We start from the raw sequence: 15,855 nt of genomic DNA, 5'->3' as shown, positions 1-15,855 counted from the left end.
CATGACCATCGACATCTGGTGGCGGATCGGGATGGCGGGCGACCCGTCCTCGCTGCGCACCGCGCACCGGCAGTCCCGGGGCGACTGGGCGCCGCCCGGCCCGGACAGCATCACGCCGGGCCTGCGCGGTGGCGAACCGGACGGCTACGGCCTGCTCGACTACCTGGTGGAGACCGCGCGGGTGGCGGAGAGCCTGGGTTTCCACGGCGGGCTGCTGCCGTCGTTCCCCGGTACCGACGACCCGTGGGCGGTGGCGGCCGCGCTGGCCCGGGAGACCAAGACGTACAAGTTCATGATCGCGTTCCAGCCCGGTTTCCTGAACCCGGTGCAGGCCGCGCGGATGACCGCCAGCCTGCACCGGGCCACGGCGGGGCGGGTCGCGTACAACGTCATCACCGGTGGTGGTGGGCCGCCGCAGTTGTGGTGGGGCGACAAGGTCGCGCACGACGACCGGTACGCCAGGACCTCGGAGTTCCTGGACGTGCTGCGCGGCGTGTGGGACGGCGGCCCGTTCGACTTCGACGGCCGGTTCTACCGGGTGGAGGGCGGCGGCCTGCCCGGTCCGCTGGCCGGGTTGCCGTTCCCGGAGGTGTTCTTCTCCGGCTCCTCCCCCGCCGCGATCGAGGCGGCCGGGCGGCACGCGGACCACTACCTGTCCTGGTTGGAGCCGTTCGAGGCGCTACGGGCCAAGTTCGACGCGGTACGGGAGCGCAGCGCGGCACCACGGTTCGCCGTCCGCATCGATGTGCTCGCCCGCGACACGCCCGAGGAGGCGTGGGCGGAGATCGAACGCGGCTGGCGGCACGTGCGACCGGAGGACGTGCGCGCGCAGTTGTCCCGCGACGGCGGCGACTCGTTCGGGGTGCGCCGGGCAGTGGGGTTCCAGCCGGAGTCGTTCACCGGCTACCGCGACTTCGAGGTCGAGCCGGGTGTGTTCGCCGGTCTCGCGCTGATGCGGCCGGGACCGGCGTTCGGCCTGGTCGGCAGCTACGAGCAGGTCGCCGAGCGGCTGGACCGGCTGATCGACCTCGGCGTGGACGCCTTCATCCTCGCGGGCGGGCCGCACCTGGAGGAGGCCTACCGGGTCGCCGAGGGCGTGCTGCCGCTGCTCGGCAGCCGGGTCGGCGAGCGCGGGCCGGTGACGCTGGGTGCGTAGACTGACCGGCGACCGACGACCGGGGGTCTGGTGATGGCGACGAGCGCGGCGCCGTCCGGCGCGCAGGCGGTGCGACGAGCGCTCGGCGTGCTCCAGTGCTTCCGGCACGACGGCCCCGAACTGGGCGTCACCGACATCGCGCGCGCCATGGCCCTGCCGATCAGCACCGCGCACCGGCTGGTGCTCACCCTGGTCGCGGCCGGTTTCCTGGAGCGCGACCCGGCCACCGTGCGGTACCGGCTGGGCACCTCGGTCGCCGAGCTCGGCCAACTGCACTACTTCCAGCACGGCCTGCACCGGCTGGACCCGGTACTGGCCCGGCTCGGTCGCGCCACCAAGGCGTCGGCCAGCATCGCGGTGCGCAGCGGCGACGACGCGCTGGTGCTGATCGGCGGCACGGTCGGCGCCGAGTCCTCGGACGGCATCCGCACACCGCTGCACTCCACCGCCATGGGCAAGGTGCTGCTGGCCTGGGCGCCGCCGGGTGAGGACGACCTGGACGCGTTGCCCGAGCTGGTCCGGTTGACCGAGCGCACCATCGGCGACCGCGACGAGCTGCGCGCCGAACTGGACAAGGTGCGCGCGGCGGGCTACGCGGTCAACGACGGCGAAAGCGAACCCGGCATCCGCTCGGTCTCCGTACCGGTGCTCGACGCGGACGGCTTCAGCTACGCCGCACTGACCCTGCGGGCCACCCCCGAACTGATCACCGACGACCGGGTGCGGTGGTTCGTCGACCAGGCGCTGGCCCGGGTCGACCAGGTCGCCGCACTGCTGCTGCCGACTCGTTAATTCTCTCCTCGCATCAAGTCACCATATTTTGGAGGACTGCCATGTCTGTTCGCGTGGGCTATTTCCCGCACAACAACTCGCTGTTCGTGTTGCGGCACAACGGCATCCTGGAGCGCAGGCTGCCGGATGTGACCTGGGTCGACCTGCGCGCGCTGCCGCAGGGTGCGCAGCCGGACCCGCGGGCCGGGCTGCCGACTGTCCACAGTGACCTGTTGTTCGCCGACGGCGGTTACGACGTGATCGGTACCGGATTCACCCCGCCGATCACCGCGCTCGGCGCTGGGCGCGACATCGTCTACATTGGAGTGTCCGGGCCGCGCACGGAGAACGGCAGGCTGGTCGTCCGCGCGGACAGCCCGATCCGGGAAGTCGCGGACCTGCGCGGCAAGCGGGTCGGTATCGCGCACGGGTCGTGGCAGACCACGCTGCTGCTGTTTGCGCTCGACCGGGCGGGCCTGACCTGGGCCGACATCGAGCCGGTCAACACCGGTGGCGACGCCGCGCAACTGTTCCTCGACGGCGGGATCGACGCGTGGACCGGTTCTTACCCCGACCTGGACCGGGTGGAAGCGCGGACCGAGGTGCGCACCCTGGTCCAGACCGAGGGCCTGTTCAGCCACCCGTCACTGTGGTTCACCCGCCGCGACTTCGCCGAGAACAACCGCACGGCCCTGACGGCGATCATCGAGTCGCTGCAGGAGTCCGACCGGTGGATCACTGAGAACCCCCGCGAAGCCGCCCGCTTCTTCGTCGACGACGCCATCGCCCGAGGCAACGACGCGAGCCTGGACGCCTGGGAGCGCGCGCTGCGCAACCGTCCGTTCGGCGTGAACCCGGTCGACGCGGACTTCCTCGGCGAGCAGCAGCGCGCCGCCGACCTGTTGGCCGCCAACGGTTTGCTGCCCCGGACGATTGACGTCCAGGGCGCAGTCCTGCCCTGGGTGAACGACATCGTGTCGGCCACCCGCGTGTGACCCCTGACCCTGGTGTCGCCCGACCGGCGACACCAGGGTCAGGCACGCACGAGGGGGAGCAGTTGGTTGCCTTGGCGCTCGACTTCCGGCAGGTACGGGGTGTCCGACAGGATGAAGTGGGTGACGCCGAGTTCCCGGTACTTGCGGAGCGACCTGGCGACGTCCTCGGCTGAACCGACCAGCCAGGTGGTGGCCGCGCCCGCACCGCCGACGCGGGCTGGGGCGGTGTAGAGGTTGTCGTCCAGTACGTCGCCTCGGGTGGCGAGGGTGAGCAGGCGTTGTTGGCCGGTGGCGGCGGACCAGTTGGCGTCGGGGGTGAGGGCGCCGCTTGCCATGCGGGTGACCTTGGCCTCGGCGTCTGCCCAGGCCTGGTCGGTCGTGTCCCGCACCAGGGTGGTCACGCGCAGGCCGTACTCCAGCGGTGCGTGCTCACGGCCCAGCCGTTCGCTGAGTGCTTTCAGGCGGTCGATCCGCTCGGCGACGCCGTCAAGGGTCTCGCCCCAGAACAGTTGGACGTCGGCTTCGGTGGCGGCGACCGCCTCAGCCGCAGCGGACGCGCCGCCGAAGTACAGCCTCGGGTGCCGACGATCCGGTCGCTGCGCCAGCGTGGAACCGGTGACCCGGTAGTGCTCACCTTCGTAGGTGACGTCTTCCTCGGCCCACAACTTCCGGACGACCTGCAGGAACTCCTTCGTACGGCCATACCGCCACGCCTGGTCACCCGACACGTCACCGTACGCGGCCGGTTGATCCTCACCGGAGACGATGTTGACGAGCAACCGGCCGCGCGTCAGGTGATCCAGGGTGGCCGACGCCGCCGCGAAATGCGCAGGCTGCCAGTAACCGGGACGAACCGCGACCAGCGGCTGAAACGACGTCGTCCGCGCGGCCAACGCGGCGGCGACGGTGAAGCTGTCGGGCCTGCCCCAACCGGTACCGATGAGCGCGCCGGTCCACCCGTGCGCCTCCACGGCCTGGGCGTGCCTGGTCAGGATGTCCAGGCTGTTGTGGTCTTGGACGACGTCGTCACCACGGTGGCCGGGCTCGGCCTGGTTCGGGATGTACCAGAGGAATTCGATGCCCCGATGGTATGCGCCGCAGACCGTTGCCTGCGGCGCTTCCCACAACGCAAGACTGCCCGGCCCCGCTCAGCCACCCACGACAAGCAGACGCCAAGCGGTGGCAGGCAGGGAGAGCACAGGACCGGCGGGGTTCTTGGAGTCGCGGATGAGCACCCCGTCAACTGCGGGGCGGTGGTCTGACCAGGCCACCTCTACACAACTTGTCCCCGACGTGCCGCTGAAGCTGCTCTTGCGCCACACCATGTGGACCACTGTGACTCCTTCAGTCGAGTCGCCACGAGCTACCTGAGTCGGTCAGCGCGTGGCGAGAAGGTCCCGCCACGCGGTAGAAGAAACCAGGAGAACAGGGCCAGTCGAGTTCTTGGAGTCGCGGACGAGCACCCCGTCAACTGCGGGGCGGTGACCCGGCCAGGCCACCTCCACGCAGGCCGACCCCTCGCCACCGCTGTAACTGCTCTTACGCCACGACATCTGGGCCACTGGACTCCTCCAATCGAGTCGCCACGAGCTACCCGAGCCGGTCAGCGAGTGACGAGCAAGCTTGCCAAGCGGTAGCGGAAACCGAGAGCACGGAACCGTTGGGGTTCTTGGAATCGCGGACGAGGACCCGGTCGGCCGTGTGGAGGTGGCCCGACCAGGCCACCTCCACACAAGCCGATCCAGCTCCGCCGCTATAACTGCTCTTGCGCCACGACATAAGGGCCATTGGTGACTCCTTCGGTCGAGTCGCCACGAGCTACCCGAGCCGGTCAGCGCGTGGCGAGCAGGTTCTGCCACGCGGCGGAAGAAACCGAGAGCACGGGGCCGGTCGGGTTCTTGGAATCACGAACGAGCACGCTGTCGGACGTGGGGCTGTGGTCTGACCACGCGACCTCAACGCAGGCCGTCCCCTCGCCACCGCTGAAGCTGCTCTTGCGCCACAACGTGAGGGCCATCCGGTGACTCCTTCGATCAAGTCGCCACGAGAACCCTCATGCTACGCCGTCGGTCAACGAGTGACGAGCAGGTTCTGCCACGCGGCGGGGGAAACCGAGAGCATGGGGCCAGTCGGGTTCTTGGAATCACGGACGAGCACCCCATCAGCCATGGGGCTGTGGTCCGACCACGCCACCTCCACGCAGGCTGTTCCTGACCCGCCGCTGAAGCTGCTCTTGCGCCACGACACCTTCGCCATCCTGGTAACTCCCTCGGTCGAACTCGTCGGCCAAGTCGGCCGCGAACTCCCGAGATTGTCCCTCATCCAGTGCGATGTCGGCGAGCGTGGGCAGCAGGTCGTAGTAGCCGCGCAGGTAGACGTGATCTTCGAGGATCAAACCACCATCGCTCAGGTGCTCCACGTACACGAGGGGCCGGTGTTGGTGGAACTCCATCAGGTGGAAGGCCCCGCTCACCGCGAACCTCTGCCCAGCCGCAGCAGGCACGACGCGCAGAGAGACGTTCTCCAGTGCCGCTGTGAGCACAAGGTGAAGCAGTTGCTCGTGCATGACTTCGGCCGTGCCGACCTGGAAGCGCAGCGCCTGCTCGTGGATGTAGAAGGTAAACCGCGCGGGCTTGGACGCGGACAAGATCCGGCGCTGCTCCATCCGGGTGCGAACAGCGCACTCCATCCAGTCCTGGGAATCGTCCGGGTTCACCGCAGCGATCAACGCGCGGGCGTAGTCGGGAGTCTGGAGGAGTCCGTGCACGACCTGCGGCTCGTAGATCACCGAACGCTCGGCCGATGACTCGTGGAAGATCAACGACTGCAATGAACCGCTGATCCGCACATCCGACAGGTAGTATCCCAGTTTGCACTCGGCCATCCTGGCGAACTCCAGCAGGGGCTGGGCTTCCGGCAGTTTCATCCCGCACGCCACCACGTACTGGACGACATCCGTAATGGTCGAGGTTCGCCAGCCGTTCTCCATCCGGGACACCATTGTCGTTTGCCAGCCCAGTCTGGTGGCGAGGTCCGTGGCGCTCATGTCGGCGTTTTCGCGGACCTGGCGCAGTATCCCGCCCAACTCCCGGTAAGCGGCTGACGCATAGCTGTTGCTCATGCGGTCACGTTAGGGGGCGCGCTGGGGAATCCCCGAGCGGGGCGCGCCAAATGCACTCCATTGGCGCAGGTCAGCACCGGTCTTTCAGCCATCGCAACGGTCAATCGCCAGCTCGATTCTCGACTATCACCGGGGAATCGCCGCGCGCACGGTGAGTCACGTCGGGCCACGGCCGGGGGTACGACGGGGTGACTGTCCGATATTTCCGCGCCGCGTCAGTGCCAAACTCGTTCGAGTGATAGGGGCAAACCGAGTTGGCGCACACCCCGAACTCTTGTGGAATGACCGTGACGGTGCGGAGCCGCCACGGGTCGTGGCGTGGTCACCGGTGTGATGGAGGGTGTGTGGTGAGTCCTATCGATGAGCGCGGGTTGCGCGAACTGATGGTCGAGTCCGATGACCTGCAGTCCGACGCGATGCGCACGGCCAGGCGGGACCTCGACGACTACGTCGAGGCCGTGCTGGACACCCGCGCGGAGCGGACCGGTTCGCGGGACCCGGGCGGGATGTGGCCCGGGTGGGGCAAGGCCGGTCTGGTGGCCGGCCTGACGGGCGCGGGCGCGCTGCTCGCCAATGGCGTCGCGGCCGCCGACGCGGCGCAGGACGTGCAGGCGCTGCAGACCGCCGCGAGCCTGGAGAACGTGGCGGTGGCGACGTACAAAACCGCGTTGACGCTGCCGTTCATCGGCGGCGCGGACGCCAACGCCGTGGTGAAGGCGTTCGCCGAGAAGACGATGGCGCAGCACACCGAGCACGGCCAGGCGTTCAACGCGGCGGTGGTCAAGTTGGGTGGCAAGGCGCAGAACGACCCCAACGCCAAGTACGCCGCGGTCGTGCAGCAGACCGTGCCGACGATCAAGGGCGCGGCCGACGTGGTCGCGCTGGCGATCGCGCTGGAGGACGTGGCCGCGCAGACCTACACCAAGAACGTCTCGCAGGTCTCCACCGCGGAGCTGCGCCAACTCTTCGCCAGCGTCGCGGGGGTGGAGTCGCAGCACAAGGCGATCCTGCTCGCGGTCAAGGCGCTGATCGACGGCGGCGCCCCGCAGTTGATCGCGCTGCCGCCGGACGCGGCGAAACTGCCGGACGCGGCGGGCGGCGTCGGCTTCCCGGACGCGTTCTTCCCCACCGAGAAGGCCTCGCCGGTCGCGGAAGGAGCGGTCAAGTGAGCACCGACAAGCGCCCCGAGATGCAGATCAGCGAACGCGAGCTGACCGCCATGACGAAGGACCTGGACGAGCTGCACGAGTCCTCGTTCCCGACCGTGCGCAAGCTGCTCGACGAGTTCTCCGCCAACCTCGCGCACCTCACCCGCGGTCGCGCCGCGGGCCGCCGCGGCTTCCTGATGGGTATCGGCGGTGTCACCACGCTCGGCGTGGCCGCCGCGTGCTCCAGCAACAGCAGCAGCTCGTCGAGCACCAGCTCCGCGCCCGTGAGCACCACGGCCGCCGCGACCTACGACGGCGACCTCAAGGTCGTCGCCTTGGCCGCTGCCTTGGAAAACCTGGCTGTTACCGCCTACACCGGCGCGCTCGACGCCGCGAGCAAGGGCACCCTCGGCACGGTCCCGCCCGCGATCGGCGTCTTCGTGCAGACGGCGATGAAGCAGCACAAGGACCACGCCGCGGCGTGGAACGCGGTCTTGAGCAAGGCGGGCAAGCCGACCATCACCGACTCGCCGCTGACGATCACCGCCGACCAGGTCAAGGCGCTCGGCCAGGTGAAGTCGGTGCCGGACGTGGCCAAGCTCGCGCTCAACCTGGAGAACGCCGCGGCGCAGACGTACACCTTCGCCACCGCCAACGTCACCGACGCGGGCGGCATCATGACCGCGGCCACCATCCAGCCGGTGGAGACCATGCACGCGGCCATCCTGAGCTTCGTGCTCGGCCAGTACCCGGTCCCGGACAGCTTCATCGGCGTCGACAAGGCTGTGAAGCCCGACGCGCTCGCCCCGAAGTAGATGCGGATACGTTTCGGCGCGGCGGTTCTGCTGCTGGTGTTGGCGGGGTGCGGCCCGGACTCCACGTCCGCGGGCACCCCGCCCGCACCGTCCACAAGCGACTCGGTGGCGAGCGGGGCGGTGACGGTCGAGATCAAGAACTTCACCTTCACCCCGCAGCGGCTCACCGTGGCGGTCGGTACCACGGTCACCTGGAAGTTCACCGACGCCGCCAAGCACAACGTCAAGGCCACCGACAAGTCCTTCAGCTCCGCCGACCTCGGCGACGGCGCCACCTTCGCGCACACCTTCGACAAGGCGGGCGAATACCCCTACATCTGCTCGATCCACCAGTACATGACCGGCACCGTCACCGTGCGGTAGCTCAGGCGGTGGGGGTGAGTCGGGCGACGAGCAGGGCGACGTCGTCGCGGACCGGGTCGCTGCCCAGGAGCGCCTCGGTGACCTGGGTGCAGATGGCGGCCGGGTCGTCGTGGGTGATGTTGTCCAGCATCCGGTCGAGGTACGGGTCGAGGGACTGGCCGGGACGTTCGACGAGCCCATCGGTGTAGAAGGCCAGCACGGCGCCGGGTGGCAGGGCGATCGTGGTGTCCCGCCGGGGTTGCGGCGGGGTGAGACCGAGCCCGATGGGGATGTCGGCGGGGACGCAGAGCAGGGTGGCGGCCCGGTCGGGGAGGGCGAGCGCGGGGGGCGGGTGCCCGGCCAGGGACAGGGTGAGTCCGTGGGTGTCCAGGTCGATGACGCCGTAGGCGACGGTGGCCATGCTGCGGCGCTCGAAGTGGGAGACCTTGGTGTGCAGGTGCGCCAGGACATCGGCGGGGCTGTCGAAGATCAGCGCGTAGGCGCGCAGGGCACTGCGCAGGCGGCCCATGACCACGGCGGCGGCCAAGCCGTGTCCGGTGACGTCGCCGATGACGATGCCCAACCGGTCGCCGGGCAGGGTGAACACGTCGTACCAGTCGCCGCCCACGGTCATCGAGGTGCCGGGGATGTAGCGGGCCGCGAAGTCCAGGCCGGGCACGGCCGGGAAGCGGGTGGGCAGCAGGCTGCGTTGCAGGGCGGTCGCGGCGGCCCGGTCGGCGTTGTTGACGTCGGCCTGGATGGCCTGGGCGATCCGGTCGGCGACCAGGTGCAGCAGATGGCTGTCGTCGGTGGTGAACCGGCGCGGGGTCAGCGAACCGACGTGCAGGACGCCGACCAGGTCACCGCCCGCGAGCAGGGGAACCCCGAGCAACGCGCGCAGGCCGCGGCGCCAGAGCAGGGGGCTGACCACGGTGGTGGCGTCGACCCGGTCGAGGATCACCGGGGCGCGGGTCGCCGCGACCTGCCCGGTGAACCCGGCGCCCATGGCGACGGTCACCCCGTGGCTGACCTCCTCGTCCATGCCCATCGACGCCTCGACGGTCAGCACCTCGGCCGCGGCGTCGTAGAGCAGCACCGAGGCGGTGTCCACCTCGAACAGCTCCTGGATCCGGGCCAGCACCGCGCGCAGGAACTCGTCGAGCTTCATGTGCCGCAAACCCACGTCGGTGACGGCTTCCAACACGCTTACCCGATCAACGGGCCCAGTGCTCCCGGACACGACGGGCAGACTACTGCCCACGCCCGTCCGGCGCCGTGATCAGGACCGGTCAACCCGGAAAGCAAATCTCGAACCGGTTCCCAGGTGTGGCGGGTGGGCAGGTGGGTATCACCGGCATGATGAGCACCGTGCCGTTGCGGATCGAGGCCACCGCCCGCGCCCAGGCCGTGGCGAACATCAGGTCCGCCGTGCGCGCGTGGCTCACCTCCCGGGAGGTCCCGGGCGAACGCGCCGAGGAGATCCTGCTCGCGGTCAGCGAGGCGGTGACCAACAGCGTCGAACACGCCTACCCGCCGGACGCCCCCGGCGTGGTGATCATCGACGCCGAGGTCGCGGGCGGCACGATCCGGGTGTCGGTGGCCGATCACGGCCACTGGCGCGAACCCGTCCCCGCCGCGGGCGGCAAGATCGGCCTGCGGGGCCGGGGGCTGAACATCGTGCGCGCGCTGGCCACCAGACTGCGCATCCACCACGGCACCGACGGTGCCCACGGCACCACCATCGAAGCCGAGTTCCACCTCACGGACTGACCCGAGCCCGGGTCACGCGCGGGCGTAGCGGTCGGCCAGTGCGCGGAGTAGCGGTCGCAACTCGGTCGGGGACTCGACGGTGAAATCCAGGCCGAGCATTCCGATGTACGCGGCCACCGTTTCCAGGGAATCGGCGCCGGTGACCAGAACCGATGTGGACGCGTCAACGGCCTCGACGACGCCGACGGTGGGGTTGATGCGGGACAGCACAGTCTCGGCGGGGGCGTTGACGCGTAGGCGGGCGTGGACGTTCCAGCCGCTGCTGGCGACTTGGCGCATGGCGAACGCCGTGTAGTCGCCGTCGTCGATCGGGGTTGGGGCGAAGCGGCGGTGGGTGCGCATGCGGGGGGTGAGGCGGTCGGCGCGGTAGACGTCCCAGTCGGCGGTGGCGGGGTCGCGGGCAACGAGGTACCAGCGGCGTTGCCAGGACAGCAGGCGGTAGGGCTCGACCAGGCGCGGGACGCCGTCGTAGTCGAAGCGGAAGTGTTCGACGGCGTGGATGGCGGTCGCGACGGCGCGCAGCACGGCCGGGTCGACCTCCGGGTCGGGGACGTCGGTGCCGGTGTTCTCGGGGGCGTGCTCGACGGCCGATGTCAGTGCCTCGACGGCGGGGCGCAGGCGCGGGGGCAGAACCTGTTCGAGCTTGGCGAGGGCGCGGGCGCTGGCCGCCTCGATGCCCGCGATGCCGCGACCCGCGCGCAGCCCGATGGCCATCGCGACCGCTTCCTCGTCGTCGAACAGCAGCGGGGGCAGCTTCCCGCCCGCGCCGAGCCGGTAGCCGCCGGTGGCGCCCCGGGTGGCGTGGACGGGGTAGTCCAGGCCGCGCAACCGTTCGATGTCGGCGCGGACCGTCCGGGTGGTGACGTCCAGGCGCTCGGCCAGCTCGGTGCCGCTCCACACCGGCCGGGACTGGAGCAGCGAGAGCAGTGCGAGCAGCCGAGCCGGGGTGTCAGCCACGAACTCCCCCTCAATTAGGAAGTAAACGTTCCTATACGCACTCTAGCGTTGGGGACATGACGAACCCGAGCATCCGCCCCTTCCGCGTCGAGATCGCCCAGGCCGAACTGGACGACCTGGCCGACCGACTCGCCCGCACCCGGCTCCCCCAGCCCGCGCCCGGCGACGACTGGGCGACCGGCACCCCGAACCACTACCTGCGCGAGGCCGTCGCCGCGTGGCGGGAGTTCGACTGGCGGGCGGCCGAGGACCGGATCAACGCGCACCCGCATTTCGTCACCGACGTCGACGGGCAGCCGATCCACTTCATCCACGTCGAGTCGCCCAATCCCGACGCGACCCCGCTGCTGCTCCTGCACACCTACCCGGGCTCGTCGGTGGACTACCTGGGCGTGATCGACCACCTCGCCGACACGTTCCACCTGGTCATCCCGGACGCGCCCGGCTTCGGCTTCTCCACCCCGGTCACCGAGTCCGGCTGGACCACGGCCCGCACCGCCCGCGCCTACGACACCCTGATGCGCCGCCTCGGCTACGACAGCTACGGCGCGCACGGCTCCGACCAGGGCGCGATGATCGCCCGCGAACTCGGCCTGCTCGCCCCGGCTGGCTTCCTCGGCCTGCACGTGCTGCAACTGTTCTCCTTCCCCTCCGGCGACCCGGCCGAGTTCGACCGCCTGGAGCCGCAGGACTACGCGGGTCTGGAGCACATGAAGTGGTTCCAGAAGGTCGGCGGCTACAACACGATGAACGCCAGCCGCCCCCAGACCGTCGCGGCGGGGCTCAGCGACTCCCCCGTCGGCCTGCTCGCCTACAGCGAACTGTTCAACTCGTTCGGCAACGGCACCTCGCTCGTCCCGCTGGAGACGGTGCTGCTGGAGGTGTCGGTGGCCTGGTTCACCAACGCCGCCGCAGGCATGACCCGCTCCTACTACGAGAACGCCGAGGCTCCCGACGCCACGGCGGTCAACACCGCCCGAACCGGCGTCGCGGTGTTCGCCGACGACTTCCAGACGATCAAGGTCTTCGCCGAGCGGGACAACACCGCGATCGTCCACTGGAGCCGGTTCGACCACGGCGGCCACTTCGCCGCCCTGGAGGTACCGGAACTCGTGGCGGCCGACATCCGCGCCTTCTTCACCGGGCCGCGTTGAGTCGGTCACGCCACGCGGTCGACGGCTACTACCGGGTAGCTCCTTGAGCTGTCAACCTCGCGCGGAAAGAGCGGCAGAAGCCGGGTAGTTTCCCTTGCAACCACAGGGAATCCGGCGCCACGGCTGCCGTCTCGGCGGCGTACAGCGAACGCGACCCCTCCCAGCCAAGCCGCCGGGGCGACGTCAGTCCGATTGAGAGGCAGGCGCGAGGTAGAACCGTTGCGGGGCAAGGCAAGTGACCGGAGCCACAGCGTAGCAGGCACGGCAAGCGCGGTGGCGGGCCTAAAGTCCGGATTCGGACAGTCCCAACAGGATCATCCACTCCGGACGGACGGATCGGTCTAGACCAAACAGCGCAACTCGGGTCGAGTCCGGTTCGTGATTCATCCGCTGTTAACCCTGGATGGCGTCCCGCGCGGTGGATTTGCGCCTAAGTTCCCCGGTGCCGACCGGCCTGAGACCCAGGAGAGAACCGCCATGACCACCCCGGGAAACCGCTATGGCTACGATGACGCCACGCTGCAGGGGATCATCACCGCGACCGAGACCGGCCTGCAGCAGATGGCGCACCTCAACAGCGGCGTGCTCAACATCCAGGCCACCCTGCCCGTGGTCAACAACTCCGCCTCGGGCGTGAAGCTGGCCACCGTGATCGGCGAGTGGAGCTCGGACTTCAACACCGTGAAGAACCAGCTCGACGCGCTCAACGGCAAGGCGACCGCGCTGCTGCAGACCAACCGCTCCGCCGACACCGACGCGACCACCGCGACCGCCTGATCGAAAATTCCCAAAAGGACACCCACCGTGACCGCGTTCGACATCGACCACGACGGCTACCTCCAGCTCAACGAGCAGCTCTACATGTACGTCCGCCAGCTCGGCGACATCCTGGACGCGCTCAACAGCGCGCTGAAGAACATCGAGGTCGCCACCCAGGGCAAGGCGACCGCGCTCTGGCAGGAGGCCCAGCACAACTGGACCACCACCTACGCCGACATGCAGACCAAGCTCAACGCGCACTCGCTCTCGTCCATCAACGTGCACGACATCTTCAGCGCGGGTGACAGCCGCGGCCAAGGGATCATGCTGGGCTGACCGGCCCAGCGGCCACCCCCCGCCGTCGCACCACGCACTCGTCCCACCCCGCCGCACGCCCACCCCGGGCGTGCGGCGGTCCGGCGTATCCACTCGGACAGTCCACAGGAGGCGGCAGATGGCCGACATCACCTTCGACGAGAACCGCTACGACCAGCTCATCGACGTGCTCAACCAGCTAGAAGACCTGCTGCTGCACCAGGCGACCGACTCCGCCACCAACCCGCTCAACGCCGACTTCAGCACCCAGCCCGGCACGCAGAAGTGGCAGGCGGCGCAGGACCTGGTGACCAAGGGCAAGCACTTCGGCGGCACGATCGACCAGCAGAACGAGTCGATCCGGCAGGCGATCGTGAAGTTCCGCAACGCGCTGGTGGCGGCCAAGGGCGTGTTCAAGGAGACCGACGACCTCGCCCAGTACGACATCAGCCGGTTCGTGGCCGAGTACCCGGACCTCAACACAGCGGGGCACTGACCAACACCACCCACCGCGCCCACACCGTCCACACAGGCAGGAGCAGCAATGGCCGACCCCGTCGTCCCCGTGTCCGGCGACTTCAGCGCCGCCACCTATGAACAGATCCTGTTCGCCGTCACCGGCCTGGGTGGCGACCTGCACGCGGTCGCCGACGGCGGGACGGGCACGGGCGAGGCGCCCAACGCGTGGCTGAAGTTCGCCGCGCCCGGGTCGGCCGCGAACAACTACGGCTACCAAGCCTGGGACACCTACTACTTCGGTGTGGACGTCAACACCACCGCGCTCAACAGTTGGTCGACGGCCTACCACGCCATCGACGGGATGGTCCCCCGGCTGGCCTCGGGCAAGGCGGGCCTGATGGACGTGCCGCTGCTGCGGGAGGCCACCCAGGTCACCGACAAGTACGTGCGCTTCCTCGAACTGGGCCAGTCCACCACCAAGCGGTGGGCCGACGACCTCGGCGGCGACGACGCCGACCTCAAGGGCAAGGCCGCCTACGCGATCCAGGCCAACCTGGAACGGCTCGCGTTCACCTTCGGCGACGTGCACCGGCAACTGACCCTCGACCGCGTCCCCGGTGCCGTCGCCGGGCTCGCGGAGGCCTCGCTCGCGCTGCGGGCGTTCGGCCAGAACATGGCCCAGATCTGGTACGACCACCGCAACGCGCTGCTCAACTCGCCGGTGAACAACGTGAACAACGTGCTCAACAGCGTGAACGAGTGGGTGGTGGACAACGGTCTCGACAAGAGTACCAAGGACAAGAACCCGCCCTACCAACTCGACGACTACTACGCCAACGGCGGGAAGACCGCGGCCGAGGAGTACATCCGGAGCATCCTGTCCAGCTACCGCCCCAACCTCTTCGCCTACCCGATGCCCGCCGAGTTCAACGGCGTCGCGGGCAGCCTGATGTCCGCCGGTCTGTGGGACGCGTTCAACCAGACCATCAGCTCGATCGTGCTCACCGAACTGTCCACCATGGACCAACTGGCCCGCACCGAGTTCGCCAAGCTGGAGGCGGCCTACCGGCGCAGCGGGAAGGGCCTGGTCGACCTGAAGACCAACCAGCCACCGACGGTCGGCTCGCTCCCACCCGACGTCCCGGACGCCTCGCTGATCGGCGCGGGCGGCCTCACCCCACCGGACGGCTCGGTGGGCGGTACCGGCGGCATCGGCGACCCGACCGCGAACCTCCCCGGCGGCGGCGCCGCCGGATCGGTGGACTTCCCGCTCACCAACGGCGCGAGCGGCGGAGCCAACCTCCCGAACGGCGGCACCAGCACGGTGCTGCCCGGCGGCGGCACGACGGGAACCACGCTGCCGGTGCTGCCCGGCGGCGGCCTGGTGCTGCCCACCCTGCCCGGCACGACCACCGGCGACAAGTCGACCGGTACGCTGCCCAACGGCAGCCACCCGACGACCGGCGACGACGGCTGGACGCCCTCGGCGTCGCTGCCCGGCCAGCCGCGCAAGGACCAGGTGGCGCTGCCCAGCACCGGTTCGGCCGGGGGCTCGGCGCACATCAACCCGGTGTCTACTTCGGACGGAGCCACCCTGCCGGCTCTGAGCGGGGGCGGCGCGGGTGGCGGTGCTCCGGATTCCTGGGGCGGCACCGGCGGCGGGGTCGGCGCGCCCGGGTCCGACGCGTTCGACGCCGGTTCGCCCACGGGCTGGTCGAACTGGGCGGGGAACACACCCAACTTCAACACCATCGCCCCGGAGGCGGCCGGGCTGCCCGGCACGGTCGCGAGCCGGGACACCTCATCGGGGCTCGGGGGGATGCCCTTCATGCCGCCGATGGCGGGCGGCGGGGCGGGGGGCAACCGCGAGGAGAAGGAACGCGACCGCGAGACCTGGCTGTCGGAGGACGAGGAGTTCTGGGGCACCGAGAGCCAGGCCGGGTTCGGCGTGCTCGGGCACCCCGACCTGGTCGCCCCGGAGACCGACGAGCCAGTGGCCGCCCGGCACGTGCACCTGCGGACGGCCGCGCCCGTCACCCGGAAACCGATCGAAGACGAGACCGCGCCGACGGCGCAAGCGACAGCGGAATAGG

At 69.7% G+C, this 15,855-nt stretch carries 21 protein-coding genes; 12 read left to right on the top strand and 9 right to left on the bottom strand.

From position 1 onward, the window contains the following. The first annotated feature begins 1 nt into the window (after position 1). The 3 genes from H504_RS0106785 to H504_RS0106775 are packed head-to-tail and all read left to right on the top strand — an operon-like array spanning position 2 to position 2,922. Complete coding sequence (locus tag H504_RS0106785; RefSeq protein WP_026422157.1) at positions 2 to 1,156, top strand: LLM class flavin-dependent oxidoreductase; 1,155 nt, start codon at positions 2 to 4, stop codon at positions 1,154 to 1,156. A gap of 33 nt (positions 1,157 to 1,189) precedes the next feature. Next, complete coding sequence (locus tag H504_RS0106780) at positions 1,190 to 1,948, top strand: IclR family transcriptional regulator (RefSeq protein WP_026422156.1); 759 nt, start codon at positions 1,190 to 1,192, stop codon at positions 1,946 to 1,948. 41 nt (positions 1,949 to 1,989) lie between these two features. Beyond that, on the top strand, positions 1,990 to 2,922 hold the full coding sequence (locus tag H504_RS0106775; RefSeq protein ID WP_026422155.1) for an ABC transporter substrate-binding protein: 933 nt from the start codon (positions 1,990 to 1,992) through the stop codon (positions 2,920 to 2,922). 38 nt (positions 2,923 to 2,960) lie between these two features. Here the strand turns inward: H504_RS0106775 and H504_RS0106770 are convergent, their stop codons facing one another. The 7 genes from H504_RS0106770 to H504_RS42870 are packed head-to-tail and all read right to left on the bottom strand — an operon-like array spanning position 2,961 to position 6,043. Next, a complete protein-coding gene (locus H504_RS0106770; RefSeq protein WP_245614093.1) occupies positions 2,961 to 4,049 on the bottom strand; it encodes an LLM class flavin-dependent oxidoreductase in 1,089 nt (362 codons plus the stop codon). A 21-nt stretch (positions 4,050 to 4,070) separates the two neighbouring features. Further along, positions 4,071 to 4,247, bottom strand: coding sequence for a DUF397 domain-containing protein (locus H504_RS39535; protein WP_084467442.1), 177 nt, complete (start codon positions 4,245 to 4,247; stop codon positions 4,071 to 4,073). Between the two features lie 51 nt (positions 4,248 to 4,298). Beyond that, complete coding sequence (locus H504_RS39530) at positions 4,299 to 4,475, bottom strand: DUF397 domain-containing protein (RefSeq protein WP_084467441.1); 177 nt, start codon at positions 4,473 to 4,475, stop codon at positions 4,299 to 4,301. 37 nt (positions 4,476 to 4,512) lie between these two features. Then, positions 4,513 to 4,701: a DUF397 domain-containing protein gene (locus H504_RS39525; RefSeq protein ID WP_211239278.1), complete on the bottom strand. Its 189-nt coding sequence runs from the start codon at positions 4,699 to 4,701 to the stop codon at positions 4,513 to 4,515. Positions 4,702 to 4,753: 52 nt separating this feature from the next. Then, complete coding sequence (locus H504_RS0106760; protein WP_026422152.1) at positions 4,754 to 4,939, bottom strand: DUF397 domain-containing protein; 186 nt, start codon at positions 4,937 to 4,939, stop codon at positions 4,754 to 4,756. 53 nt (positions 4,940 to 4,992) lie between these two features. After that, a complete protein-coding gene (locus tag H504_RS39520) occupies positions 4,993 to 5,115 on the bottom strand; it encodes a DUF397 domain-containing protein (RefSeq protein WP_425394039.1) in 123 nt (40 codons plus the stop codon). Continuing rightward, entirely contained in the window at positions 5,084 to 6,043 is a 960-nt protein-coding gene (locus tag H504_RS42870; RefSeq protein WP_026422151.1) for a helix-turn-helix domain-containing protein, read from the bottom strand. Before H504_RS42870 ends, H504_RS39520 begins: the two co-directional genes overlap by 32 nt. Before the next feature lie 347 nt (positions 6,044 to 6,390). On the opposite strand from H504_RS42870, the gene H504_RS0106745 reads away from it, so the two are divergent. The 3 genes from H504_RS0106745 to H504_RS0106735 are packed head-to-tail and all read left to right on the top strand — an operon-like array spanning position 6,391 to position 8,369. After that, entirely contained in the window at positions 6,391 to 7,212 is an 822-nt protein-coding gene (locus tag H504_RS0106745; RefSeq protein WP_211239273.1) for a ferritin-like domain-containing protein, read from the top strand. Further along, positions 7,209 to 8,006 (top strand): ferritin-like domain-containing protein, encoded by a 798-nt coding sequence (locus H504_RS0106740; protein WP_026422149.1) that lies wholly within the window; start codon positions 7,209 to 7,211, stop codon positions 8,004 to 8,006. The genes H504_RS0106745 and H504_RS0106740 overlap by 4 nt, the downstream gene beginning before the upstream one ends. Then, a complete protein-coding gene (locus tag H504_RS0106735) occupies positions 8,007 to 8,369 on the top strand; it encodes a cupredoxin domain-containing protein (RefSeq protein WP_026422148.1) in 363 nt (120 codons plus the stop codon). A 1-nt stretch (position 8,370) separates the two neighbouring features. Here the strand turns inward: H504_RS0106735 and H504_RS0106730 are convergent, their stop codons facing one another. Continuing rightward, entirely contained in the window at positions 8,371 to 9,588 is a 1,218-nt protein-coding gene (locus H504_RS0106730) for a PP2C family protein-serine/threonine phosphatase (RefSeq protein ID WP_026422147.1), read from the bottom strand. A 101-nt stretch (positions 9,589 to 9,689) separates the two neighbouring features. On the opposite strand from H504_RS0106730, the gene H504_RS0106725 reads away from it, so the two are divergent. Then, a complete protein-coding gene (locus H504_RS0106725) occupies positions 9,690 to 10,118 on the top strand; it encodes an ATP-binding protein (protein WP_051385569.1) in 429 nt (142 codons plus the stop codon). Positions 10,119 to 10,130: 12 nt separating this feature from the next. Here the strand turns inward: H504_RS0106725 and H504_RS0106720 are convergent, their stop codons facing one another. Continuing rightward, the gene (locus H504_RS0106720) at positions 10,131 to 11,075 is read right to left on the bottom strand and encodes a helix-turn-helix transcriptional regulator (protein WP_026422145.1); all 945 of its coding nucleotides are present in this window, start codon (positions 11,073 to 11,075) and stop codon (positions 10,131 to 10,133) included. 56 nt (positions 11,076 to 11,131) lie between these two features. Between H504_RS0106720 and H504_RS0106715 the strand changes: the two genes are divergently transcribed. The 5 genes from H504_RS0106715 to H504_RS0106695 all read left to right on the top strand — a co-directional run bounded on the left by H504_RS0106715 (position 11,132) and on the right by H504_RS0106695 (position 15,854). Continuing rightward, on the top strand, positions 11,132 to 12,229 hold the full coding sequence (locus tag H504_RS0106715; protein ID WP_026422144.1) for an epoxide hydrolase family protein: 1,098 nt from the start codon (positions 11,132 to 11,134) through the stop codon (positions 12,227 to 12,229). Between the two features lie 477 nt (positions 12,230 to 12,706). Further along, complete coding sequence (locus tag H504_RS0106710) at positions 12,707 to 13,006, top strand: hypothetical protein (RefSeq protein ID WP_026422143.1); 300 nt, start codon at positions 12,707 to 12,709, stop codon at positions 13,004 to 13,006. 27 nt (positions 13,007 to 13,033) lie between these two features. Then, entirely contained in the window at positions 13,034 to 13,324 is a 291-nt protein-coding gene (locus tag H504_RS0106705; protein ID WP_026422142.1) for a hypothetical protein, read from the top strand. Between the two features lie 118 nt (positions 13,325 to 13,442). Next, positions 13,443 to 13,799, top strand: a complete 357-nt coding sequence (locus H504_RS0106700) for a hypothetical protein (RefSeq protein ID WP_026422141.1) — start codon at positions 13,443 to 13,445, stop codon at positions 13,797 to 13,799. A 48-nt stretch (positions 13,800 to 13,847) separates the two neighbouring features. Next, complete coding sequence (locus H504_RS0106695; protein ID WP_026422140.1) at positions 13,848 to 15,854, top strand: hypothetical protein; 2,007 nt, start codon at positions 13,848 to 13,850, stop codon at positions 15,852 to 15,854. The last annotated feature ends 1 nt before the right edge of the window (position 15,855 follow it).

Origin of the sequence: Actinokineospora inagensis DSM 44258 (genome assembly GCF_000482865.1) — a bacterium.
Classification (GTDB): Bacteria; Actinomycetota; Actinomycetes; order Mycobacteriales; family Pseudonocardiaceae; genus Actinokineospora; species Actinokineospora inagensis.
Note: the sequence above shows the minus strand (reverse complement) of the source record. Positions and strands in the feature narration are given on the sequence as shown.